Origin of the sequence: Saccharothrix lopnurensis, from assembly GCF_042658445.1 — a bacterium.
GTDB classification, from domain to species: domain Bacteria; phylum Actinomycetota; class Actinomycetes; order Mycobacteriales; family Pseudonocardiaceae; genus Actinosynnema; species Actinosynnema lopnurensis.
In genome coordinates this window covers 21,721-44,351 of sequence record NZ_JBHSQO010000017.1, presented here as the reverse complement: position 1 = coordinate 44,351, position 22,631 = coordinate 21,721, and the positions used below count along the sequence as shown (strand labels likewise).

Genomic DNA, 22,631 nt, shown 5'->3' with positions numbered 1-22,631 from the left:
GGCCCGGCACCGCGAGGTGCCGGGCCCGCGACCGGTCGTCAGCCGGTTGTCAGCCGGTCGTGCAGGTGAGCGCCGAGGCGCCGGGCGCCCCGGTGGCCGTGCCGAGGAACCCGAAGGTGGTGCTGCCGCCCGCCGGGACCGAGCCGTTGTGGGAGGCGTTGCGGGCGGTGACCGTCGTCCCCTGGCTGGTGACGGTGGCGTTCCACGCCTGGCTGATCGCGCCGCCGTTGGTGAACGTCCAGGACACGGTCCAGTTGGTCAGCGCCGAGGTGCCTGCGGTGACCCGGACCTCGCCCTGGAACCCGCCGGGCCACTGGTTGGTGACCGCGTACGTCGCGCTGCACCCGGACGGCAACGGCGGCGTGGTGGTCGTGGTGGTGGTGGTCGTCGTGGTCGTGGTCGTGGTCGTCGTCGTGCCGGTCGTGGTCGTGGTGGTGGGTGTCGTCGTCGTGGTCCCGCCCCACCCGGCCGTCGAGTCCAGCCACGCGGCCCGGCGCAGCATCCAGTCCCGCATGGCCTGCACCTGGCCCTGCCAGGTGGGCGCGGTCGGCGTGTTGAAGAAGCCGATCATCCGCGTGGAGAGGTTCGGCCAGCGCTGGAAGTTGCGCTGCGCGGCGTTGGTCAGCGGCCTGGAGAGGCCGTCGACCCTGGTCTGGAGGGAGGCGTCGGACAGCGGCCCGCGGCGCAGCGACTGCCAGCGCGCCTTCAGCTCGTTGACGAAGGCCGGGTCCCGCAGGAGCTGGGTGAACCAGTCGTTGGCCTGCGGCTGCCTGGTCTGCTGGTACTGCCACCCCGCGACCTGGTCGTTCTGGAAGAACCCGCCCACGCCGAAGGTGAGGTCGAAGTCCCACAGCGGACCGGCGAAGATCTTGCCGTCGCGGTCCTTGTGGAAGTAGGTGCTGCGCAGGTAGGCGTCCATGTTCCGGCTCAACTCGTTGACGATCATGTGGTTGATGAAGGAACCGACGTCGATGTACTTGCGGTAGCCGGTGTTCGGGTCGGCGAAGTTCGGCGCCCGCAGCACGTCGTGGAACTCCTGGAGGTGACCTCGCAGCCACTCGCGCTGGGCGGGCTGCAACGGGTCGGGGTCGACCACCTCCAGGTAGTTCCAGCAGGTCGCCGCGGGACCGGTGCACGGCAGCGTCGGCTCCTCGGCGGCCATCCACTCGAACTTCCAGATGTACCCGCCGGTGATCTTGGGCAGGGTGAGGTCGTCCTCGTCCAGCTGCTTGAGGTTGAGCCGCGCCTTGTTGTTCTTGATCGTCTCGACGATCATGTAGACGCCCATGTAGTCGTTGGCGCCCACGCCGGTGCTGTCGGTGTTGAGGTAGAACTCCGCGAACGAGTACCGCGGCACCTGGAGGCCCATCTCCCGACCGAGGTCGTAGACGAGGGCCTCGCGGATCAGCGACTTGTCCGGGAACGGCCCGCGCAGCACCCAGTCGGAGTCGGCGGGCATCCCCAGCACCGGGTAGTCGGCGTCGTCGTCGTCGTTGTCCCAGAACTCGATGCGGTAAGGCGCCTTCTCGAACGAGGACGACGACTGCCCGCGCAGCCGGAACCCGGAGCGGGTGGCCACCGCCGGGGCCGCGGCCAGGGACGTCGTCCCGCCGGCGGTCGGCTGGAAGATCATGGTGGCGGCGTGGAAGTCCTCCCGGGCGGGCTTGCCCGCGCCGTAGGAGTCGATCAGGACCACCGGCAGGTCGTGGGCGGTGGTCGCGGTGGCCTCGCGGGCGACGTACATGGCCGTCCCGGGCGCGCCGGAGGCCGCCTGGCCGACGAACGCCTGCGCCCGCAGCTGGGTGGTGGCGGTGAACCGGAGCGGCGTGCCGGGGTAGAGCGGTGACTGCGCGGTGGGCAGCTGCCCGTTGGTGGTGTAGCGGATCTGGGCCCCGCTGACGGTGGTGCCCAGGGACACCGACACCTGTCCCTGGAAGGTGCCGCTGGGCACGGAGAAGGTGATGTCGCCGACGAGGCTCTCCGCCGAGGCGGCCGCGGTGACGGCGTCGGCTGCCGAGGTGTCGGCCGCGGAGGTGTCGGCAGCGGAGGTGTCGGCAGCCGGGGCGCTCGCGGCGGGGTCGGCCGATCCGGGTCCGGGTTCGGCGCCGGCCGCCAGCGGTAACGGCAGGAGGAGTCCGGCGATGAGCGCGGCGGCGACCGCGATGCCCTTGGTGCGGGGTGTCGACGCGGCGCCGCTGCCGCGTGGGGTCAAGCGCACGATGCCTCCTGCTCGGTTCGGGGGGAGTGGGACGTCGCCGAGACCAGGGGCGACGCGGTGCCGCGGCGGGCCGGGGCGGCGGCGCGGAAGTGGCGGCGCAGCGTCCGCCGCCACGGCGCGTCGGGCAGGTCCAGCCGCAGCGCGGCCAGACCGGTGGCGTACTTGGAGATGCGGGCGGGCCTCAGGCCCTCCTGCCACAGCAGGCGGTCGACCGGGGTGGCGGCCGAGGTGCTCTTGGTCTCGACCACGGCGACGCCGGGCAGCCGCAGCACCGAGTCCGAGGCGCGCCAGATCAGCGCGGTGTCGACGGTGACCCGGCTGTTGGTGGCGGGCAGCAGCAGGGTGGTGCGGTGGTAGTCGGTCACCAGCACCGGGTCCAGGGCGCTGTCCGCGCCGGGACCCAGCGACTCGCGGCCGAGCGCCTCGTCGACGAAGTCGCGCCCCGGCCGCACGGTGCCGCAGTCCCGGACGTGGTAGGGCAGCCGGTGCTTGGTGATGTTGCCCCGCGCCCCGCTGATCTTGACCTCCAGCCAGCACTGGCCGGAGTCGAGGTAGGTGCGGGTGCGCACCTTGAACCGCCTGCGCCTGCGGTAGGCCGCGCAGTGGTAGCTGTCCAGCCCGGGGGTGTCGAAGTACACCGACTCGTAGCGGAAGGTGCGCTCGCCGTCGATGTCCAGCACCCGGGCGGACGGCCTGAGCTGCTCCAGCAGGCGCGGCAGCGCCTCGGTCGGGACGAGGTACTTGCGGTCCACCCTGGTCTGGAGCGCGGCGCGCTCGATCAGCTCGGCGAGGCTGACCGGGGCGATCCGCGCCAGGACCGGCGTGATGGCGATCGTGGTCATCGGTGTGCTCCGGAACGTGCGGGCGAGCCGGACGCGGTGGCCGGCCCGCGAGCGGTCAGCGCGTAGCGGACGTCGACGATCGTGGTCTCGTTCACCAGGTCGATCCGCTGGATGGTGGCGGTGTGCACCCGGCCGTTGAGCAGCTGCTCCAGGTGGGCGATCAGCACGACGTGGTCGGTGATGGCCGAGTCCAGCACCAGGATCTGGTGCCGGTAGTGCCGGAACAGCCGCCGGTGGTCGCCCAGGAACATGGTCAGCAGGATCAGCGCCATCAGACCGCCGTTGAGCCACGCCGAGGAGGTGCTCAGCGCGCCGAGCAGGCCCAGGGCGAGGGCGGAGAAGTAGTACGCGACCTCGTGCTGGTCGAGCTCCGTCGAGCGCAGGCGGATGATGGACAGCACGCCGAACAGCGCCATCCCCAGGCCGAGCCCGGCCCCGACGTTGCTGGTGCTCAGCGCGCTCGCCACCGCCAGGACGCCGATGTTGACGCCCAGGTAGGCGACGACCAGGTCGCGCCGGCGGTGTCGCGGGAAGTAAAGCCCGAAGACGAGCAACACCACCGCGCAGATGTCGATCGCGAACAGGACGAGTTGTGGCATCTCGTACGTCCTCCTGAGCCGGTGCGGGATCGGCCGGGCACCGCCCGCTTCTTGGCGGGGGTCTGCAGGACGGTCGCCGAAACTTTCGAACCTGTGGGTAAACTTTCGGGAACTCCCCGCAAACGATAGGTGCATCCGAGGTGTCGCGTCAATGACCTTCCGGTGCCTCGCGGTGCGCCAAAAGGAGCAAACTTTCCCTGCTCCGGCTTGTTCGGCGGGGGTTGTTGCCGCCGTCTGACGGGCACCGAAGGTCGGTGCGGAGCGTATCGGTACTACGCCACCCAACGTCGAAAGTTTCGGTTTGGGCTGCTGGGAACCGGCGGTGTGGTTCCGGGGGAGTGGGGATCGGTCGCGAGGGTGCCCGGCCGGCACGACCGGGCCGCGCCGTGGGCCGCGTCCAGGCCGGGGCGGGTGCCCCGCGTCGGCCGGGCGCGCGCTGTCTATCCTTCGCTGCGGTCGACCACGGTCACGGGCTCGACGCCGGGACCTGTCCGGAGAGGTGGGTGCGGTGTCCTCCCCCAAGGGGTCTTCCCCAGAGGTGCCCCGCCAGGCGCCCTCCCCGGTCGTCGACGGGCGGGCCCGGGGGCACGGCCTGACGGTCCAGGCGTGGTTCTTCCTGCTGCTCGCGGTGATGTGCCTGCTGGTGCTGGTCGGCGCGGTGGTGGGCGCGGAGGTGCTGCGGCACACCGCCCGGGTGTCGGACCAGCAGCTCCAGGGCGTCCTGCCGGCGCGCGCCGAGGCGTACCGGTTGCAGAACGCCCTGGTGGACCAGGAGAACGGCGCGCGCGGCTACGCCGTCACCGCCGAACCGCAGTTCCTCGCCCCCTACACCGAGGGCGTGGAGGTCGAGCGGCAGGCCGTCGCCCGGTTGCGGGAGCTGCTGCCCGGTCGCGAGCGGCTGCTGGCGGACGTGGCGTCGATCGAGGAGGCGGCGCGCACCTGGCGCCGCGACTACGCCGACCCGCTGGTGGCCGGCGTGTCGCCGGGGACGCCGAGCCGGGTCGACGTCGAGCTCGCCGAGCGGGGCAAGGTCGCCTTCGACCGCCTGCGCGGGCTGTTCGAGACCCAGAACGAGGACCTGCTGGAGGCCCAGGGGGAGGGGCGGGGGGAACTGCTGCGCGCCCGTTCGGTGCGCAACTGGGTCTTCGGCACCGTGGTCGCCGGCCTGCTGCTGACCGCCGCCGCGCTCGCCCTGGTGGTGCGCACGATGGTGGTCGGGCCGCTGGACGAGCTGCGCACGACCTCCCGCCGCGTCGCCCGCGGCGAGTTCGACCTGCGCATCGTGCCCCACGGACCGGCGGACCTGCGTTCGGTCGCCGAGGACGTGGAGGACATGCGCGGGCGCATCGTCGAGGCGCTGGAGGCCGCGCGCGCCAGGCAGGAGCGCCTGGCCGAGCAGGCCGCCGCCCTGGACGCGCGGGCGGAGGAGCTGCGCCGGTCCAACGCGGAGCTGGAGCAGTTCGCCTACGTGGCCTCCCACGACCTCCAGGAACCGCTGCGCAAGGTCGCCTCGTTCTGCCAGCTGCTGGAGAAGCGCTACCGCGCCGTGCTCGACGACCGCGGCGTGCAGTACATCGACTTCGCGGTGGACGGGGCCAAGCGGATGCAGGTGCTGATCAACGACCTGCTGACCTTCTCCCGCGTCGGCAGGCTCAACAGCAACCAGACCAGGGTCTCCCTGGACCGCGGCCTCGACCGGGCGCTGGACAACCTGGCCACCGCGATCGAGGAGAGCGGCGCCCGCGTCGAGCGGCCCGAGCGCCTCCCGGACGTCGTCGCCGACCCCACCCTGCTGACCATGCTGTGGCAGAACCTCGTCGGCAACGCGATCAAGTTCCGCGACCCCGACCGCCCGCCGGTGATCCGGATCAGCTGCGAGGCGGGCGCGCACCCCGACGGGACGGCGGTCTGGGAGCTGGCCGTGACCGACAACGGCATCGGCATCCCGGTCGAGTTCGCCGAGAAGGTGTTCGTCATCTTCCAGCGCCTGCACGCCCGCGACGCCTACACCGGCACCGGCATCGGGCTGGCCATCTGCAAGAAGATCGTCGAGCACCACGGCGGCGCGATCGCCCTGGACACCGACCACTCGCCGGGCGCCCGGCTGCGGTTCACCCTCCCGGTCCCGGTCGACGCGGTCGTGGCGAGCCCGGCGGAGGCCGTGCCGGCCTGAGCGCGGCCTGGCCTGAGCACGGTCCGGCCTGCGCGGTGGCCCGGTCGCGGTCAGGCGGTCGTGGGCCAGCGGGTGTGGAATTCGTCGATCCGGTAGGCGTGGGTGTGGCGCCGCCGCCCGCCGAGGGTGACCGGCGTGGTGGTGGCGGTGGCCAGCACCCCCGCGAGCGGGTAGCACAGCAGCCGGCACGCGTGCGAGAGCGAGAAGTCCGCGGCGAACACCGCGGGCAGGTGGGCGGGGCGGGCGGAGCGGCGCAGCAGGCGGCCGCCGGGGTGAGGACGAGCGAGCAGCCCGCGCCGAGCAGGGCCCACAGCACCAGCAGCGCGGGCCACCGGGCGGCGTCGAGCAGGGCGGTGACCGGCACGGAGAGCGCCGGCACGGCGGTCAGGCCGGCGCAGGCGCGCAGCACCACGGTGCGGCCGGGGTGGTGCGCCAGGACCCGGGGCGGCGCCAGGGCGGCGGTCAGCGAGCCGAGACCGTGGTGAGCGCTGCGGCGGCGAGCAGCGGGCCGAGCAGGCTCTCCAGGTCGTAGGCCAGGCGCGACAGGCTCAGGGCGCGGGTGTGGTCGCGCTCGTCGGGCAGGAGTTCCGGGATCACCGCCCGGAAGACCGGGGTGAACGCCGCCGACGCCGCCTGGAGCAGGAACACCAGCGCGTAGACCTGCCACACCCGGTCGACCCAGGGCAGGCCCAGCGCGAGGTCGGCGCGGACCAGGTCGAGGCCGACCAGCAGGGGGTGCGCGGCAGCCGGGCGGCCAGCGCGCCCGCGAGGGGCGCGACTCCCACGTAGGCCACCATCTTGATCGCCAGCGCGGTGCCCAGGACGGTCCCGGCGTCGGGCCCGGCGAGGTCGTGGGCGAGCAGGGCGAGCGCCACGGTGGCCAGGCCGGTGCCCACCAGGGCGATCGCCTGCGCGGTGAACAACCGGCGGTACGCGCGGTGGGCGAGCACGGTCGGCACGGCGGTCTCCCGTCGGTGGCGAACCGTGGCACTGTACGTGCCCGGGTACCGGTGCGACGACGCCGCAACAGCACCTGACCTGCAACAGCCACCTCTTGGCGGGCTGCCGGCGGGGTCAGGCGACGGGCAGGCCGAGCAGCGCGGCGACCACCCCGAGACCGGCGCAGGTGAGCAGCACCCGCGACATCGGCCAGCGGAGCGCGAAGACCAGCACCAGGGCGATCCCGGTGATCGCGGCGGCCACGGGGCGGAAGCTCGCGAGCTCGGGCAGGTCCGGGCGCAGCGGCCCGAACCGGTGGACCCGGCCGTCGGCGAAGAGGGTGTGCACGGCGAAGTACAGGGCGAGGTTGGCGATCACCCCGACCACGGCGGCGGTGATGCCGGTCAGCGCGGCGGAGAGGAAGCGGTTGTGCCGCAGGCGTTCCACGTGGGGCGCGCCGAGCAGCACGAACAGGAAGCAGGGCACGAAGGTGACCCAGGTCGTCAGCAGCGCGCCCACCACCCCGGCGACCCACGGGTCCAGCTCGCCGGGGTGGTGGTAAGCCCCCAGGAACGCCACGAACTGCACCACCATGATCAGCGGGCCGGGCGTGGACTCGGCCAGCGCCAGGCCGCGCACCATGTCCCGCGCGGAGAGCCAGCCGTAGACCTCGACCGCGCGCTGGGCGACGAAGGCGAGCACGGCGTAGGCGCCGCCGAAGGTCACCACGGCGGTGCCGGAGAAGAAGAGCCCCTGGTGGGTGAGCGTGCTGCCCGTCCCGGTGAGCACCGCGACCGCGACCACCGGGGCGGCCCAGGCGAGCAGGCCGACGCCGAGCACGGTCAGGCCGCGGCGGGCCGAGGAGGTCTCCTGGTGCGGGACGTCGTCGGGGATCAGCGGCGCGGGGCCGTCGTCCGCGGCGTCGTGCCCCCGGGCACGGGCGGTGGCCGGGACGAACCGGCCCAGCGCCCAGCCCGCGCCGGCGGCCGCCGCGACGACGACCGGGAACGGGACCGCGAACAGCGCGAGCGCGGCGAACCCGGTGACGGCGATCGCGACCAGTGCGGGGTGGCCCAGCGCGGTCCGGCCGACGCGCACGACGGCCTGGGCGACGATCGCGACCACCGCCGGGGCGAGCCCCGCCAGCACCGCGAGCACGGCGGTGGTGTCGCCGAAGGCCACGTAGACCGCCGACAGCGCGAGCAGGGCCAGCACGCCGGGCAGCACGAACAGGGTCCCCGCGATCAGGCCGCCGCGACGGCCGTTCAGCAGCCACCCCACGTAGATCGCCAGCTGCTGGGCCTCCGGGCCGGGCAGCACCATGCAGTAGTTCAGCGCGTGCAGGAAGCGCTGCCTGCCGATCCAGCGCCTCTCCTCCACCAGCGTCCGCTGCATGACCGCGATCTGGCCCGCCGGCCCGCCGAAGGTCTGGAGCGAGATCAGGAACCACGCCCGGGTCGCCGTGCGCAGCGGCACCACGTCCCGGTCCGGGGTCGGGGTCGGGGTCATCGGCGGTTCCCTCCTGCGGCCTCCCACGTGGGCACGAGCAAGGTAGTCGCGACCGCGTCCCGGGGCGTGCGGCGCCCACGTGCTGGGCGGGCGGGGTGGCCGACCGGTTGCCGCGGCGTTGCGGGACCTCGACCACCGGGTGTCCGGTAGCCGGCGATGACCCTCCCGCTCGTCCCCGGGCGACCGGCTCCCGGCTCAGGGCCGGCGCGCCTGGATCAGCCACGCCGCCGAGCCGTACCGCACCCCCGGTCGGTCAGGTGGTCGGCCATGTCCGCCCGCAGGTCGGCCACGGCGCGCGCCCGGTCGGCCTCGTCCAGGCCGTCCGTCAGGACGGTCGAGCCCGGCTCGATCGCCGCCGCGGTCAGGAGCCGGTCCTGGTAGCCGGCGACGCCCTCGTCGAAGCGCTCGGCGCGGGCCGCCCAGTACGCGCCCTGGTCACCGTCCCAGGCGCGCAGCTGCTCGGCGTTCGACGGGTCGACCCGCATCGTCGTCCCCTCGCGCACCGCTGAATCCCCCCGGGTCCGGCGGCGGGCTCGTGCCCCCCGCCGGGCGAACCTACGGGGGACGCCGCACCGGGGCGACCCGATTTACCGGGGTCAGGGCATCCGCGCCCAGAAGTCCAGGTGGTGGCCCGCCGCGTAGTCGGTGCCGCCGATCCGGTCGGGCGCCAGGGACTGGACGTGCTCGAAGCGGGGCCAGGCGGGCAGGCCGTCGCCGCTGGGTTCGCCGCCGCTGGGTTCGCCGCCGCTGGGTTCGCCGCCGCTGGGTTCGCCGCCGCTGGGTTCGCCGCGGGCGGCGAAGGCCGCCCAGTACCGGTTCACCCGGTCGCCCAGCTCCCGCTGCGCCGGCGACAGGGGCGGTCCGCCGGGCAGGTCGAACTGGTAGGCCAGCTCGGCGGCGTGCTGGGCCCCGGCCGGGAACCCCGGCACGGGCACGGGCGGCGGCGCGTCCGGGTCGGCGAACTCGTAGAACCAGGTGTCGGTGTGCTCCGCGAGGGCGCGGCCCAGGTCCCAGGCCGGCCGCGCCCAGGCCCGGTCGGTGCAGATCCGCGCCCAGGCGAGGCCGGGGGTCGGGAAGCGGTCGAGCGGGTAGCGCGCGGCGACCTCGTCCGCCGCGTCGCCGAACGCCTCGGCCAGCAGCCGCGGGAGGTCCCCGGCGGTGACCGGGTCGCCGGCCAGGTCCGCGAAGAGGCTGACGTAGAACCGCGCCTCGTCGCTCGTGGTGCCCACCACCACCGGCACCCGGTGGAAGCGGCCGCCGGGCAGGGCCGTCGCGGGCGACTCGGGCAGCGCCGGGCCGCCGAAGGCCGGTCGGGTGAAGGCGGCGGAGGCCGGGAGCAGGTCCGCCACCGGCACCCGGCGCAGCCGCGCGAGCGCCGTCGCCGGGTCGCCGCCCCGCTCGACCCAGCCGTGCTCGACGGCGGTGGCGACGCCGAGCCGCTCCAGCTCCGCCGACGGGGTCCACCGGGTCGGGAGCGCCGGCACACCGGGGATCAGGGTGTGCGCCGGCGTCGGGCCCAGCACCCCGAACGGGCTCTGGAGCACCGCCCGGTGGAACAGCCCGGCCGACCCGGGCGACACCAGGTGCGCGGCGACCAGGAGCGCCCCGTACGACGACCCGACCAGGGTCACGTTCGCCGGGTCGCCGCCGAACCGCCCGATCTCCCGCCGCACCCAGCGCAGCGCCGCCTGCTGGTCCAGCAGGCCGAAGGAGCCGCTGCCGGCCAGGCCCGGGTAGCCGAAGCAGCCCAGCACGCCGAGCCGGGCGTTCGGCGCCACGACGACCACGTCCCCGGTGACGGCGAGCCGGTGGCGGTCGTGGGTGGAGGCGTTCCCGCTCGTCCCGCCGCCGCCGTGCAGCCAGACCACCACCGGGCGCCCGGTCCCGGGGGTCGTCGGCGTCCCCGGCGTCTCCGGCGCGGTGACGTCCAGCGTCAGGCAGTCCTCGTCGAGGGAGGCGGTGCCGTCGAACGCCTGGGCCGCCTGCGGCGGGGGGTTCCCGGGTTCGGTGGCGTCCCGGACGCCGGACCACGGCTCGACCGGTGCGGGCGGGCGCCACCGCCGGTCCCCGACCGGGGCCGCGGCGTAGGGGATGCCCCGGAACGAGAGGTGCCCGTCGAGCCGCCGGCCGCGGACGACGCCCGCGCCGAGCCGCACGGTGGCGTGCCGGGCCGTCACGGGTGCCCCGGCGGAGGTGGCAATATGGTCATATTGCTACGGTAGCCGCACGGGATCGCCCCTGTCTCGGGGGTTTCCGCCCGCGCCGTGCCGAGAGGGGGTGTCAGCGATCGACCGAACCGCGCCGCCCGGTGAACACCGCGGCGACGGCCCGACCCAGCACCTCCCGGACCGGGAACGAGCCCGCGCCCGACAGGACCACCTGGTCGGCCAGGCCCTGCACGGTCGCCAGGATCATGCGGGCCGCCGGCACCGCGTCCACCCCGGCCTCCACCTCGCCGCGCGCCACGCCGTCCTCGACCACCGCCGTGACGTAGCCGAGGATGTCGCGGCCCGCCTTGCGCGCGACCTCCGCCAGCTCGGGGTGGTGCAGCGCCTGCACCTGGAGCCCCTGCCGGACGCGGTACTCGACGTCCCGCTCCGCGTCGAGCGGCAGCAGTTCGACCAGGGTGTCCAGCAGCACCCGCGCGACCGGGAGACCGGCCGCCGCGCCGTCCCGGACGCGGACGCGGACCCGTTCGCCCAGCCTGTCCGCGGCGTCCTCGTAGGCGAAGCGGAGCAGCGCGTCCTTGCCGGTGAAGTAGTGCTGGATGAGCCCGACCGAGACCCCTGCCTCGGCCGCCACCCGCGAGAACGAGACGGCGGCGAACCCCTCCGCGGCGAGCAGCCGCTGGAACGCCCGCGCGACCTGGGCCCGACGCTGATCGTGATCGGCAACCCGCGGCACCCCGGTAGCGTACAACCGCCGGTAGCCCCCGAAGTCCCACCGCCCCACCGGATTGGACCCCCGCACATGCGCGCCACGCTCGGCGAAGCCCTGAAATCGGCCCTCAAGGAACGGGACCGCGTGGCGATCGCCGCGCTCCGCTCCGCCCTGTCGGCGATCGACAACGCCGAGGCCGTGCCCGTCGAGGCCCCGGCGGGGCCCGCGGCGGGCGGCGAGCACATCGCGGGCGCGGTGGCCGGGCTCGGCGCGGCGGAGGCGGAGCGCCGGCAGCTCACCGAGGCGGACGTGCGGTCGATCGTGGAGGAAGAGGCGCGGGAGCGCTCGGTGGCGGCGGCGGAGTACGAGCGGCTGGGCCGCGACGACGTGGCGGAGCGGTTGCGCGCGGAGGCCGGGGTGCTGGAGCGGCACCTGGGGTCGAGCGCCTGAACCGGCTGACGGGGGAGCCCGCGACGTCCGCCGTCGGGCCCCGCCGTCGAGTTCCCCGCAGTCGAACCGGACCACACCGGGGGACCACCGCTCAGCCGGGGAACAACCGTTCCTCCGCCGCCCGCCAGTCCCCGGTACCCCCGCCCGGCTCGTACCGCGCCAACCCGGTCGAGGCCCGCACCAGGGCGCGCAGCTCCGCCAGCCCACCGCTCACCACCCCGAGCGCCCGCGCCTGCACCAGGGCGTTCCCGCAGGCGGCCGCCTCGACCGGCCCGGCCACCACGGGCAGCCCGCAGGCGTCGGCGGTGAGCCGGCACAGCAGCGCGTTGCGCGCGCCCCCGCCGACGACGTGCACGACGTCGACCTGCCGGCCCGACAGGTCGGCCGCCTCGCGCACCGCCCGGCGGTGCGCCAGCGCCAGGCTGTCCAGCACGCACCGCACGACCGCGGCGGGTGTCGTGGGCGGGGGCTGCCCGGTGCGGGCGCAGGCGGCGGCGAGGCGGGCCGGCATGTCACCCGGCGGGATGAACGCCGGATCGCCCGCGTCGACCACGGCGGCGAGGGCGGGCTCGTCGGCCGCGGCCGCCAGCAAGGGGCCCAGGGCCGGGTCGCCCCACTCGCGCAGGCACTCCTGGAGCAGCCACAGGCCCATCACGTTGCGCAGGTGGCGCACCGTGCCGTCCACGCCCAGCTCGTTGGAGAAGTTGGCCCGGCGGCCGGCCCCGGTCAGCACCGGCCCGGCCAGCTCCACGCCGACCAGCGACCACGTACCGGTGGCGACGTAGGCGAAACGGCTCCCCTCGGCGGGCACCGCGACCACGGCCGAGGCCGTGTCGTGCGACCCGACCGCCACCACCGGCACCGGCCCGGTCAGGCCGGTCTCGGCCAGCACGTGCGGCAGCAGGTCGCCGACCACCGTCCCCGCCTCCACCAGGGGCGGGAACAGGTCGGGGTCGAGGTCCAGGCGCGCCATCAGCTCCCGCGACCACGTCCGGGTCCGCGCGTCCAGCAGGCCCGTGGTGGAGGCGTTGGTGACCTCCGCGACGCGCGCCCCGGTCAGCCAGTGGCCCAGCAGGTCCGGGACGAGGAGCAGCTGCCGGGCGGCCGCCAGCTGCGGCGTGCCCGCGGCGGCGGCCAGCTGGTAGACGGTGTTGAACGGCAGCACCTGCACCCCGGTCACGCCGTACAGCTCGGCGGCGGGCACGCGGGCGTGCACGGCGTCGGCCGCGCCGTCGGTGCGCGCGTCCCGGTAGTGGACCGGGTTGCCCAGCAGCGCCCCGGTGGCGTCGAGCAGGCCGTAGTCCACCGCCCACGAGTCGACGCCGACCGCGTCCAGCCGCGGCTCGACCGCCCGCAGGCCGTCGAGCACGCCGCGGTGCAGCGCGAGCACGTCCCAGTGCAGCGTGCCCCCGAGCCGCACCGGCCGGTTGGGGAACCGGTGCGCCTCGGTGAAGTTCATACGGTCGGGGGCGATGTCGAAGGCCATGACGCGTCCGCTGGACGCGCCCAGGTCCACCGCCGCGACCCGCGCGCGCGCCGTCACCGCAGGAACGCGGCGGCGACGCCGGAATCGACCGGGACGTGCAGCCCGGTGGTCTGGGACAGGTCGCCGCCGGTGAGCGCGAAGACCGCGGCGGCGACGTGCTCGGGCAGCACCTCGCGGCCGAGCAGGGTGCGCTTGGCGTAGTAGGCGCCCAGCTCCTCCTCCTTCACCCCGTAGACGGCGGCGCGCTGGGCGCCCCAGCCCCCGGCGAAGATGCCCGAGCCGCGCACCACGCCGTCGGGGTTGACGCCGTTGACGCGGATGCCGTGCGGGCCCAGCTCGGCGGCCAGCAGCCGCACCTGGTGCGCCTGGTCGGCCTTGGCGGCGCCGTAGGCGACGTTGTTGGGCCCGGCGAACACGCCGTTCTTGCTGGAGATGTAGACGACGTCGCCGCCGATGCCCTGGTCGACCATCACGCGCGCGGCGGCCCGCGAGACCAGGAACGAGCCCTTGGCCATCACGTCGTGCTGGAGGTCCCAGTCGTGGGCGGTGGTCTCCAGCAGCGGCTTGGAGATCGACAACCCGGCGTTGTTCACCACCAGGTCCACCCCGCCGAAGGCGAGCACGGCCTCCGCGAACGCCCGCGCCACGGCGTCCTCGTCGGACACGTCCGCGCCCACGCCGATCGCCACGTCGGTCGACCCGATCGCGCCGGCGACCGCCGCGGCCTTCTCCGCGTCCAGGTCGGCCACGACCACGCAGGCGCCCTCGGCGGCCAACCGCTCGGCGACGGCCTTGCCGATGCCCGAGGCCGCGCCCGTCACCAGCGCCACGCGCGCGGCCAGCGGCTTGGGCCTGGGCCGGCGCGCCAGCTTGGCCTCCTCCAGCGCCCAGTACTCGATGCGGAACTTCTCCGACTCCGGGATGGGCCGGTAGGTCGACACGGACTCCGCGCCGCGCATCACGTTGACGGCGTTGACGTAGAACTCGCCCGCGACGCGCGCGGTCTGCTTGTCGCGGCCGAAGGAGAACATGCCCACGCCGGGCACCAGCACGACGGCCGGGTCCGCGCCGCGCATCGCCGGCGAGTCCGCGCCGGCGTGCCGCTCGTAGTAGGCGCGGTAGTCCTCCCGGTAGGCGGCGTGGAGCTCCCGGAGCCGCGCGGTGACCTCCTCGACGGTCGCGGTGCCGGGCAGGTCGACCACCAGCGGCTTGACCTTGGTGCGCAGGAAGTGGTCCGGGCACGAGGTGCCCAGCTCGGCCAGCGGCGCGAGCTTCTCCCGGGCCAGGAAGTCCAGCACGGCCCCGCTGTCGGTGTAGTGGCCGACCTGCGGGTGGTCGGTCGAGACCAGGCCGCGCACGGTGGGGAGGAGGGCGGCGGCCCTGGCGCGGCGCTCGGCCTCGGGCAGCGGCTCGTAGCCCGGCACGACCGCGCCGAACGGCTCGGCGACCCCGTGCTCGGCCAGGAACTCCTCCGCCGTGCGGATGATCTCCAGCGAGTTCGCCTCGCACTCCTCGGACGTCCCGCCCCACGCGGTGATGCCGTGCCCGCCGAGGACGCAGCCGATCGCGGCCGGGTTGGCGTCCGCCACCGCCGCGATGTCCAGCCCGAGCTGGAAGCCCGGTCGCCGCCACGGCACCCAGACGACCCGGTCGCCGAAGCACCGCCGGGTCAGCTCCTCGCCGTCGGCCGCGGTGGCCAGCGCGATGCCCGAGTCGGGGTGCAGGTGGTCCACGTGCGGCGCGTCGACCAGGCCGTGCATGGCGGTGTCGATCGACGGGGCCGCGCCGCCCCGGCCGTGCAGGCAGTGGTCGAACGCGGCGACCACCTCGTCCTCCCGCTCCACGCCGGGGTAGACGTCGACGAGGGCGCGCAGCCGGTCCAGGCGCAGCACGGCCAGCCCCGCCTCGGTGAGCGTGCCCAGGTCGCCGCCCGAGCCCTTCACCCAGAGCAGGTCCACCCGCTCGCCGGTGACCGGGTCGGTGCCGCCGCCCTTGGCGGAGGTGTTGCCCCCGGCGTAGTTGGTGTTGCGCGGGTCGGCGCCCAGCCGGTTCGAGCGCTCGACCAGCCGGGCCGCGGTGGTGTTGTCGGTCATGCGGGAAGGCTCCTCGTGGGGCGGGGGGTGGTCAGGACCAGCCGGCCTGGGTGCCGCCGACGCGCTCGGCGGCGATCTTCGCGGCGTAGCCGGAGGCGCGGTAGGCGGCCATCGGGTCGCGGGGCAGGCCCCTGGCCTCGCGGCGGTCGGCGAGCGCGCCGCGCACGTCGGTGTGGAAGGCGTCCATCAGCACGTCGTGCGCGCCGATCACGTCGCCCTCCTCCTGCGCGGCGGTCAGCGCGGCCGTGTCCACCAGCAGCGCCTTGGCCAGGGCCTGCTCGACGTTGAGGACCGAGCGGACCTGGCCGGCGATCTTGTCCTCGATGTTGTGGCACTGGTCGAGCATGAAGTTGACGCCCGACCCGGGCCGGTGCGCGCCCTGCGCGACGATCTCGACCATGATCCGGAACAGCTGGAACGGGTCGGCCGAGCCCACGATGAGGTCGTCGTCGGCGTAGAAGCGGGAGTTGAAGTCGAACGCGCCCAGCCGCCCGGCCCGCAGCAGCTGCACGACGATGAACTCGATGTTGGTGCCCGGCGCGTGGTGGCCGGTGTCGAGCACGACCTGCGCGCGCTCGCCGAGGGCCTGGCAGTGCAGCAGCGCGGTCCCCCAGTCGGGGATGTCCATGGTGTAGAAGTACGGCTCGAAGAACTTGTACTCCACCAGCAGGCGGTGCTCGGGGTCCAGCGCGGCGTAGATCTCCCGCAGCGACCCGGCCAGCCGGTCCTGCCGGCCGCGCAGCGAGTCCTGGCCCGCGTAGTTCGTGCCGTCGGGCAGCCACAGCTTGAGGTCGGTGGAGCCGGTGGCGCGCATGACGTCGACGCAGTCGAGGTGGTGGGCGACGGCCTTGGCCCGCACGCGCGGGTCGACGTGGGTCAGCGAGCCGAGCCGGTAGTCGTCGTCCTGGAACAGGTTCGAGTTGATGCCACCGATCCGCACGCCCAGCTCCTCGGCGTGGGCGCGCAGCCGGCCGAAGTCCTCGACCCGGTCCCACGGGACGTGCAGCGAGACCCGGGGGGCCAACCCGGTCAGCGCGTGCACCCGCGCGGCGTCGGCGATCTTCTCGAACGGGTCACGCGGGGTGCCCGGTGTGGTGAAGACCTTGAAGCGGGTGCCGGAGTTCCCGTACGCCCAACTCGGCACCTCGATGGTGAACCCGTCGAGGTCGGACAGTGCCTCCTGCGGCGACATCATCACGTCGTTCCTCCCGGGAGCGCGAATACCGGCGAACACGGACGCTAGTAGGTCTTGGAACGTTTCACAACAGGGTCCGAAGTGGATCTCCCAGTCGGGCTCCGCCGGCATCGCCCCTGCTAGGCTCCTCCGAACACCGGGTGCCTTGACGTTTCAGTCCGCAGCCGGTCGGTAGCGGAGGGAGAGGTGCGCAGTGGCCGCGCCGAGCATGAAAGACGTAGCCGCGCACGCGGGGGTCGCGCTGGGCACGGTGTCGAACGTCCTCAACCACCCGGAGATGGTGACCGAGCGCACCCGCAAGCGCGTGCTGGACGCCATCGCCGAACTGGGCTTCGTGCGCAACGAGTCGGCCAGGCAGCTGCGCGGGGGCACCAGCCGCACCCTCGCCTACGTCGTGCTCGACACGCGCAACCCGTTCTTCACCGACGTGGCCGCCGGCGCGCAGCAGGTGGCGGACGAGGCCGGCCGCGCGCTGTTCCTGTGCGACGGCGGCGAGGACGCCGTGCGCCAGGCCAACTACCTCGACCTGCTCGAACAGCAGCGCGTGGAGGGCATCCTCATCACCCCCGTGGAGGCCGACGACCCGCGCATCACCGCCGTGGTGGCCCGGGGCACACCGGTCGTGGTCGTCGACCGGGGCGCCGGACCCGACCGCTGCTCGGTGTCGGTCGACGACGTCCTGGGCGGCGACCTCGCCGTCTCCCACCTGCTCGACGCCGGGCACCGCCGGATCGCCTTCATCGGCGGTCCCCGCGCCATCGGCCAGGTCGCGGACCGCGTCACCGGCGCCGAGCGGGCCCTCGTCCGCGCCGACGCCGAGCCGCTGACCCTGCTGGAGACCGCGCGGCTGGACGTCGCCGAGGGCAGGCGGGCCGGGGAACGCCTGGCCGGCCTGCCCGCCGCCCGCCGCCCGAGCGCGGCCTTCTGCGCCAACGACATGCTCGCCCTCGGCCTGCTCCAGCAGGCCGTGCGCCTGGGCCTGCGCGTGCCGGAGGACCTGGCGATCGTCGGCTACGACGACATCGAGTTCGCCGCGGCCGCCGCGGTCCCGCTCACCTCGGTGTCCCAGCCCCGGCAGCTGCTCGGGCGCACCGCGGCGGAACTCCTGCTGGCCGAGGCCCGGGACCCGGACGGGCACGAGCACGAGCGCCGGGTGTTCGAGCCGGAGCTGGTCGTGCGGGAGTCCACCCGCATCCGCCCGCTGGGCGGGGTGGCCTGAGGGGCCACCCCGCACCGCCGGGCGCGTCAGAAGTCGAACTGGTCGATGTTGTCCCGGTCGAACACCGAGGGCGGCCCGAGCACCACCACCCCGCCTGCCTCGATCGTGTACTCGCCGAGCCTGCCCGCCTCGAACGTCTCGCCCTCCTGGCCGGTGATCCGGCCGGACGCGAGCGCCGCGCCCGCGTAGGCGGCGAGGTAGCCCAGGTCGGCGGGCTTCCACAGGGCGAAGGACCGGACCGTGCCGTCCTTGACGAACTCCCGCATCTGGTTCGGCGTCCCCAGGCCGGTCAGCGCGACCCGGCCCTTGTACTCCGAACCGGACAGGTAGCGCGCCGCGGCGGCGACGCCGACGGTGGTGGGGGAGACGATCCCCTTGAGGTCGGGGTAGGAGCGCAGCAGGCCCTGGGTCTCCTGGAAGGACTTCTGGTCCTCGTCGTTGCCGTAGGCCACGGTGACCAGCTCGATCCCGCTGAACTCCGGCTTGGCCAGCTCCTGGCGCATCAGCTCGATCCACGCGTTCTGGTTGGTGGCGTTCGGCGTCGCGGACAGGATCGCGATCCTGCCCCGGCCGCCGATCTGCTCGGAGATCAGCTCGACCTGGTTGCGCGCGATGCCCTCGGGGCTCGCCTGGTTGACGAACACGTCGCGGCACCCGGGCTTGGTGTCGGAGTCGAACGTGACCACCTTGGCGCCCGCCTGGCGGGCGCTGGTGAGCGCGCCGCAGATGGCGTTCGGGTCGTTGGCCGAGGTCACGATGACGTCGGTGCCCTGCTGCGACAGCGTGTTGATGTAGCTGACCTGGGACGAGGCGCTGGCCTCGGAGGGGCCGACCTCCTTGTAGGAGCCCTTGAACTCCTCCACGGCGCTCTTGCCGCCCCCGTCGGCGACGGTGAAGTACGGGTTGTTCACCTGCTTGGGCAGGAACGCCACGTCCAGGCCCTCGGTCAGCGGTGCGTCCGGGTTCGCCAGGCCGGTCGACCGGTCGCCGGCGGGGGCGTCCTGCCCGGAGCCCCGGGTGGTGCCGCCGCACGCGGCGGTGACCAGCACGGCGGCCATCGCGGTGGCGATCAGGCCGAGGCGCAGGTCGCGCTTGAGCTGGGACATGGCTGTTCCTCTCACGGCGGGACTTCGTCGTTCCGCGGGTTCGCGGATCAGGTCGGGCGGCGTCGTCCGCGCCGCAGGCGGGCCCGGCCCAGGGTGACCGCGTTGGGCACCACGACCGAGGCGATGAGCAGGCCGCCGGTGACGACGTCGAGCGTGTCGGCGGCGACGTCGGCGAGCTGGAGGGCGTTGCGGACCGCGCCGAGCAGCAGCACCCCGGCCAGCACCCCGAGCAGGGTGCCGCGACCGCCGAAGATCGAGACGCCGCCGAGCAGGACCGCGGCGACCACGGCCAGCTCCAGCCCGGCCGCGTTGTCCGCCCGCGCGCTGGCGAACCGCAGCGTCCAGTACACCCCGGCCAGGCCCGACACCGCGCCGGAGACTACGAACAGCCAGGACTTGGCGCGGGCGACCCGGATGCCGGCGAACGCGGCGGCCTCGGCGTTGTTGCCCATCGCGTAGAGGGAGCGGCCGAACGGGGTGGCGTGCAGCACGACGCCGAACACCACCGCGAGCGCCAGCGCGACGACCACCGCCCACGGCACGCCCCCGCCCGCGACGGTGCTGCTCGCGGCGGCGGTCCAGTCGGCCGGGAAGTCCGCCACCGCCTGGTCGCCCAGCACCACGAACGCCAGGCCCCGGTAGGCGGCCAGGGTGCCGATGGTGACCGCGAGCGAGGGCAGCGCGAAGCGGGTCACGAACACCGCGTTCACCGCGCCCAGCACCGCGCCGAGCAGCACGACCAGCACCACGATCAGCTCCAGCGGCAGCCCGGCCACCCACAGCTGCCCCATCACCGCGCTGCACAGGCCGAGCGTGCTCGCCACCGACAGGTCGATCTCCCCGGTGATGACGATGAGCGTGAGCGGCAGCGCGATCAGCGCGATCGCGACCACGTCGAGCAGCAGGAACTGGGCGTTGCGGCCGGTGGCGAAACCGTCCACCGCCAGTCCGGCCACCACCACGACCGCGGCGAGCACGACCAGCAGCGCGGTGTCCCAGCGGGTCAGCGCGGACCGCAGCACCGCGCCCGCGTTCTCCGGGCGGCTGTTCTCCGGGCCGGCGCTCTTCGGGCTCGCGTTCTCCGGGTCTGCGTTCTCCGGACTCGTGTTCTCCGGACTCGTGTTCTCCGGCAGGGTGTCACGCGCCATGGGACGACCTCCCCCGCAAGCGGTTCGCCGTACGGGCCGCCAGCAGGCGGTCGATGCCGATGGCGGCCAGGATCAGGGCCCCGACGACCGCCTGCTGCCAGAACGGGTTGATCCGCAGCACCGCCAGGGAGCTGCCGATGGTGGTCAGCAGCAGCGCGCCGAGCGCGGCCCCGTGGGCGCTGCCGCTGCCGCCGAAGATGGCCACGCCGCCGACCACGGCCGCGGCGACGACCTGGAGTTCGATACCGGTGCCCGCGGTGGCGTCGACGGTGCCGAAGCGGGCCGCGTACAGCACGCCCGCCAGGCCGGCCAGCGCGCCGCAGACGACGAACGCGGTGAACACGCGGCGGCCGACCGGCAGGCCCGACAGCCGCGCGGCGGTCGGTTCGGAGCCGATCGCGTACAGCTCCCGGCCGCTGCGGTAGGAGCGCAGCCAGGACCCGACCACCAGCACCACGGCCACCGCGACCAGCGCGAGCACCGGCACGCCCAGCACGGTCGAGGTGCCCAGGGCCAGGAAGTCGCGCGGCAGGTCGGAGGCGTTGACCTGCTGCCCCCGCGCCCACGAGTGGTCGACGCCGCGGAAGACGTAGAGGGTGCCCAGCGTGATCACCAGCGCGGGCACCCGGGCGGCGGCGACCAGCGCCCCGTTCACCACGCCGCACAGCGCGCCGATCCCCACGCCGAGCAGGACCACCAGCGCGAGCGGCGTGCCCGGCGCGGAGCCGAGCAGCTTGCCGGTCGCGAAGGCGGCCAGCCCCAGCACCGACCCGACCGACAGGTCGATGTTGCGGGAGACGACCACCACGGTCTGCCCGACCGCGAGCACGACCAGGACCGCCGCGCCCAGCGCGAGGTCCCGCAGGCTCTGCGGGGCCAGGAAACCCGGGTTGTCCAGCACCGTCACCAGCACCAGCAGCGCGAGGGCCACGACGATGCCGAACTCCCGCGCCGCCCACGGCCGGCGGGCGGGCCCGGCCGCGTCGGGCGGGGCCGCCGCCCGCTCCTGTCGCGCGCTCACGCCGCCGACACCCCCTGCCCGGTGGCCGCCAGCAGGACCGACTCCTCGGTCGCCTCGGCGCGGGACAGCTCGGCCGCGATCCGCCCCTCGTGCACGACCAGCACCCGGTCGGCCATCCCGAGCACCTCCGGCAGCTCGGAGGACACCACCAGCACCGCCACGCCCTGAGCGGCCAGGCGCGACAGCAGCCGGTGCACCTCGGCCTTGGTGCCGACGTCGATGCCCCGGGTCGGCTCGTCGACGATCAGCACCCGCGGCCCGGTGGCCAGCCACTTGGCCAGCACCACCTTCTGCTGGTTGCCGCCCGACAGCGTGCCGACCGCGTCGGACAGCCGCCCGTACCCGACCCTCAGCCGCTCGGTCCACTCGCGCGCGGCGCGGCGCTCGGCCCGCCCGGTGAGCAGGCCCAGCCGCGCCAGCGACCCCAGCCGGGTGAGCGTCGCGTTGCGCTCGACCGACAGCTCCACGACCAGTCCCTGCTGCCGGCGGTCCTCCGGGACCAGCGCGACCCCGGCCGCCACGGCGGCGGCGGGCGAGCCCGGCCGCAGCTCGGCCCCCGCCACCCGCACCCGGCCCGCGTCGTAGCGGTCCACCCCGAAGACCGCGCGCACCACCTCGCTGCGCCCGGCGCCCACCAGGCCCGCCAGCGCCACGACCTCGCCCGCGCGCACCGAGAAGGACACGTCGGCGAACACCCCGCGCCGGGTCAGCCCGTCGACCTCCAGCACGACGTCGCCCGGCTCGACGTCCTCCTTCGGGAACAGCGCGGAGACGTCGCGGCCGACCATGCGGCGCACCACCTGCTCCACGCCGACCTCGGCCACCGGGTCGGTCGACACCCACGCGCCGTCCCTCATCACGGTGAGCCGTTGGCACAGCGCGAACACCTCGTCGAAGCGGTGGGAGATGAACAGCACCGCCGCGCCCTGCGCGCACAGCGCGCGGACCACCGCGAACAGCCGCTCCACCTCGACCCCGGACAGCGCGGCGGTCGGCTCGTCCATCACCAGCACCCGCGCGTCCAGGGACAGGGCCTTGGCGATCTCCACCAGCTGCTGGTCGGCGATGGACAGGCCGCGCGCGGGCCGGTCCGGGTCCAGGCGCACGCCGAGCCGGTCGAACAACCGCACCGCCCCGGCCCGCTGGGCCGCCCGGTCGACCCGGCCGAAGCGCCCCAGCGGCTGCCTGCCGATGAAGATGTTCTCCGCCACCGACAGGTCCGGGAACAGCGTCGGCTCCTGGTGGATGACCGCGATGCCCGCGTCGCGGGCGACCGCCGGGCTCGTCAGCCGCCGGACCTCGCCGTCGACGGCGATCGAGCCGCGGTCGGGCTCGTGCACCCCGGCGAGCACCTTGACCACGGTCGACTTCCCCGCGCCGTTCTCGCCCACCAGCGCGTGGGCCTCACCGCCGAACAGCGGGAACGACACACCGCGGACCGCCGCGACCGCGCCGAACGACTTGGTGACGTCGTGGACCTCCAGCAGCGGGGCCGCGCGTTCCGGGTCCATCCGGCACCTCCCGTACTGAAATGTTTCAAAGCGGTGATGAAGCGCGAGGTTAGGGGGCCTCGGAAGGGGGCGTCAACGGTTCGGCCGCAACGTTGTGGAGATGCGGAGTTCATCGTTGTGCTGCCGTGCTGGACCGGGCGCGCCTGGCTGGTACGTTTCAAGACCCTGTCCGCCGGGTGCGGGTTGCCGGGTTGCCGGGTGCCGTCGTCGGGCCGCCGGCAGCCGGTCGCGGTGCCGTGGTC

General features: G+C 74.6%; 20 protein-coding genes. 3 read left to right on the top strand and 17 right to left on the bottom strand.

From position 1 onward, the window contains the following. Positions 1-49: 49 nt before the first annotated feature. The 3 genes from ACFP3R_RS18470 to ACFP3R_RS18460 are packed head-to-tail and all read right to left on the bottom strand — an operon-like array spanning position 50 to position 3,659. Entirely contained in the window at positions 50-2,218 is a 2,169-nt protein-coding gene (locus ACFP3R_RS18470; RefSeq protein WP_380637465.1) for a CotH kinase family protein, read from the bottom strand. Continuing rightward, entirely contained in the window at positions 2,209-3,060 is an 852-nt protein-coding gene (locus ACFP3R_RS18465) for a polyphosphate polymerase domain-containing protein (protein ID WP_380637464.1), read from the bottom strand. The genes ACFP3R_RS18470 and ACFP3R_RS18465 overlap by 10 nt, the downstream gene beginning before the upstream one ends. Beyond that, a complete protein-coding gene (locus ACFP3R_RS18460) occupies positions 3,057-3,659 on the bottom strand; it encodes a DUF4956 domain-containing protein (RefSeq protein WP_380637463.1) in 603 nt (200 codons plus the stop codon). Before ACFP3R_RS18460 ends, ACFP3R_RS18465 begins: the two co-directional genes overlap by 4 nt. 508 nt (positions 3,660-4,167) lie before the next feature. Between ACFP3R_RS18460 and ACFP3R_RS18455 the strand changes: the two genes are divergently transcribed. Then, on the top strand, positions 4,168-5,832 hold the full coding sequence (locus tag ACFP3R_RS18455) for a sensor histidine kinase (RefSeq protein WP_380637462.1): 1,665 nt from the start codon (positions 4,168-4,170) through the stop codon (positions 5,830-5,832). 50 nt (positions 5,833-5,882) lie between these two features. On the opposite strand, the gene ACFP3R_RS37830 is transcribed toward ACFP3R_RS18455, so the two are convergent. The 7 genes from ACFP3R_RS37830 to ACFP3R_RS18430 all read right to left on the bottom strand — a co-directional run bounded on the left by ACFP3R_RS37830 (position 5,883) and on the right by ACFP3R_RS18430 (position 11,184). Then, positions 5,883-6,143, bottom strand: coding sequence for a hypothetical protein (locus tag ACFP3R_RS37830; protein WP_417750598.1), 261 nt, complete (start codon positions 6,141-6,143; stop codon positions 5,883-5,885). Between the two features lie 151 nt (positions 6,144-6,294). Next, on the bottom strand, positions 6,295-6,429 hold the full coding sequence (locus ACFP3R_RS37885; protein ID WP_465269995.1) for a hypothetical protein: 135 nt from the start codon (positions 6,427-6,429) through the stop codon (positions 6,295-6,297). Then, positions 6,426-6,791 (bottom strand): hypothetical protein, encoded by a 366-nt coding sequence (locus ACFP3R_RS37825; protein WP_465269994.1) that lies wholly within the window; start codon positions 6,789-6,791, stop codon positions 6,426-6,428. The genes ACFP3R_RS37885 and ACFP3R_RS37825 overlap by 4 nt, the downstream gene beginning before the upstream one ends. A 115-nt stretch (positions 6,792-6,906) precedes the next feature. After that, entirely contained in the window at positions 6,907-8,280 is a 1,374-nt protein-coding gene (gene chrA, locus ACFP3R_RS18445; RefSeq protein ID WP_380637461.1) for a chromate efflux transporter, read from the bottom strand. A 215-nt stretch (positions 8,281-8,495) separates the two neighbouring features. Then, positions 8,496-8,783 (bottom strand): hypothetical protein, encoded by a 288-nt coding sequence (locus ACFP3R_RS18440; RefSeq protein WP_380637460.1) that lies wholly within the window; start codon positions 8,781-8,783, stop codon positions 8,496-8,498. Positions 8,784-8,876: 93 nt separating this feature from the next. Next, the gene (locus tag ACFP3R_RS18435) at positions 8,877-10,457 is read right to left on the bottom strand and encodes a carboxylesterase/lipase family protein (RefSeq protein ID WP_380637459.1); all 1,581 of its coding nucleotides are present in this window, start codon (positions 10,455-10,457) and stop codon (positions 8,877-8,879) included. 103 nt (positions 10,458-10,560) lie between these two features. Beyond that, positions 10,561-11,184 carry a TetR/AcrR family transcriptional regulator gene (locus tag ACFP3R_RS18430; protein WP_380637458.1) on the bottom strand — a complete coding sequence of 208 codons (624 nt, stop codon included), beginning with the start codon at positions 11,182-11,184 and terminating at the stop codon, positions 10,561-10,563. Positions 11,185-11,250: 66 nt separating this feature from the next. Here ACFP3R_RS18430 and ACFP3R_RS18425 point away from each other — a divergent pair, with 66 nt between their 5' ends. Then, positions 11,251-11,610 carry a GatB/YqeY domain-containing protein gene (locus ACFP3R_RS18425; protein ID WP_380637457.1) on the top strand — a complete coding sequence of 120 codons (360 nt, stop codon included), beginning with the start codon at positions 11,251-11,253 and terminating at the stop codon, positions 11,608-11,610. A gap of 91 nt (positions 11,611-11,701) precedes the next feature. Here ACFP3R_RS18425 and ACFP3R_RS18420 read toward each other — a convergent pair whose 3' ends face one another. The 3 genes from ACFP3R_RS18420 to rhaI are packed head-to-tail and all read right to left on the bottom strand — an operon-like array spanning position 11,702 to position 16,381. Then, positions 11,702-13,153 (bottom strand): rhamnulokinase, encoded by a 1,452-nt coding sequence (locus tag ACFP3R_RS18420; RefSeq protein ID WP_380637456.1) that lies wholly within the window; start codon positions 13,151-13,153, stop codon positions 11,702-11,704. Continuing rightward, positions 13,150-15,189 carry a bifunctional aldolase/short-chain dehydrogenase gene (locus tag ACFP3R_RS18415; RefSeq protein WP_380637455.1) on the bottom strand — a complete coding sequence of 680 codons (2,040 nt, stop codon included), beginning with the start codon at positions 15,187-15,189 and terminating at the stop codon, positions 13,150-13,152. Before ACFP3R_RS18415 ends, ACFP3R_RS18420 begins: the two co-directional genes overlap by 4 nt. Before the next feature lie 31 nt (positions 15,190-15,220). Beyond that, a complete protein-coding gene (rhaI, locus tag ACFP3R_RS18410; RefSeq protein ID WP_380637542.1) occupies positions 15,221-16,381 on the bottom strand; it encodes an L-rhamnose isomerase in 1,161 nt (386 codons plus the stop codon). Positions 16,382-16,592: 211 nt separating this feature from the next. Here rhaI and ACFP3R_RS18405 point away from each other — a divergent pair, with 211 nt between their 5' ends. Next, positions 16,593-17,603, top strand: a complete 1,011-nt coding sequence (locus ACFP3R_RS18405; protein ID WP_380637454.1) for a LacI family DNA-binding transcriptional regulator — start codon at positions 16,593-16,595, stop codon at positions 17,601-17,603. A gap of 26 nt (positions 17,604-17,629) precedes the next feature. On the opposite strand, the gene rhaS is transcribed toward ACFP3R_RS18405, so the two are convergent. From rhaS to ACFP3R_RS18385, 4 genes are read right to left on the bottom strand one after another with little or no spacing between them, the layout of a single operon-like run. Then, positions 17,630-18,709 (bottom strand): rhamnose ABC transporter substrate-binding protein, encoded by a 1,080-nt coding sequence (gene rhaS, locus ACFP3R_RS18400; RefSeq protein WP_380637453.1) that lies wholly within the window; start codon positions 18,707-18,709, stop codon positions 17,630-17,632. 47 nt (positions 18,710-18,756) lie between these two features. Then, positions 18,757-19,857 (bottom strand): ABC transporter permease, encoded by a 1,101-nt coding sequence (locus ACFP3R_RS18395; RefSeq protein ID WP_380637452.1) that lies wholly within the window; start codon positions 19,855-19,857, stop codon positions 18,757-18,759. Further along, positions 19,847-20,878, bottom strand: coding sequence for an ABC transporter permease (locus ACFP3R_RS18390; protein WP_380637451.1), 1,032 nt, complete (start codon positions 20,876-20,878; stop codon positions 19,847-19,849). Before ACFP3R_RS18390 ends, ACFP3R_RS18395 begins: the two co-directional genes overlap by 11 nt. After that, entirely contained in the window at positions 20,875-22,389 is a 1,515-nt protein-coding gene (locus ACFP3R_RS18385; RefSeq protein WP_380637450.1) for a sugar ABC transporter ATP-binding protein, read from the bottom strand. Before ACFP3R_RS18385 ends, ACFP3R_RS18390 begins: the two co-directional genes overlap by 4 nt. Between the last annotated feature and the right edge of the window lie 242 nt (positions 22,390-22,631).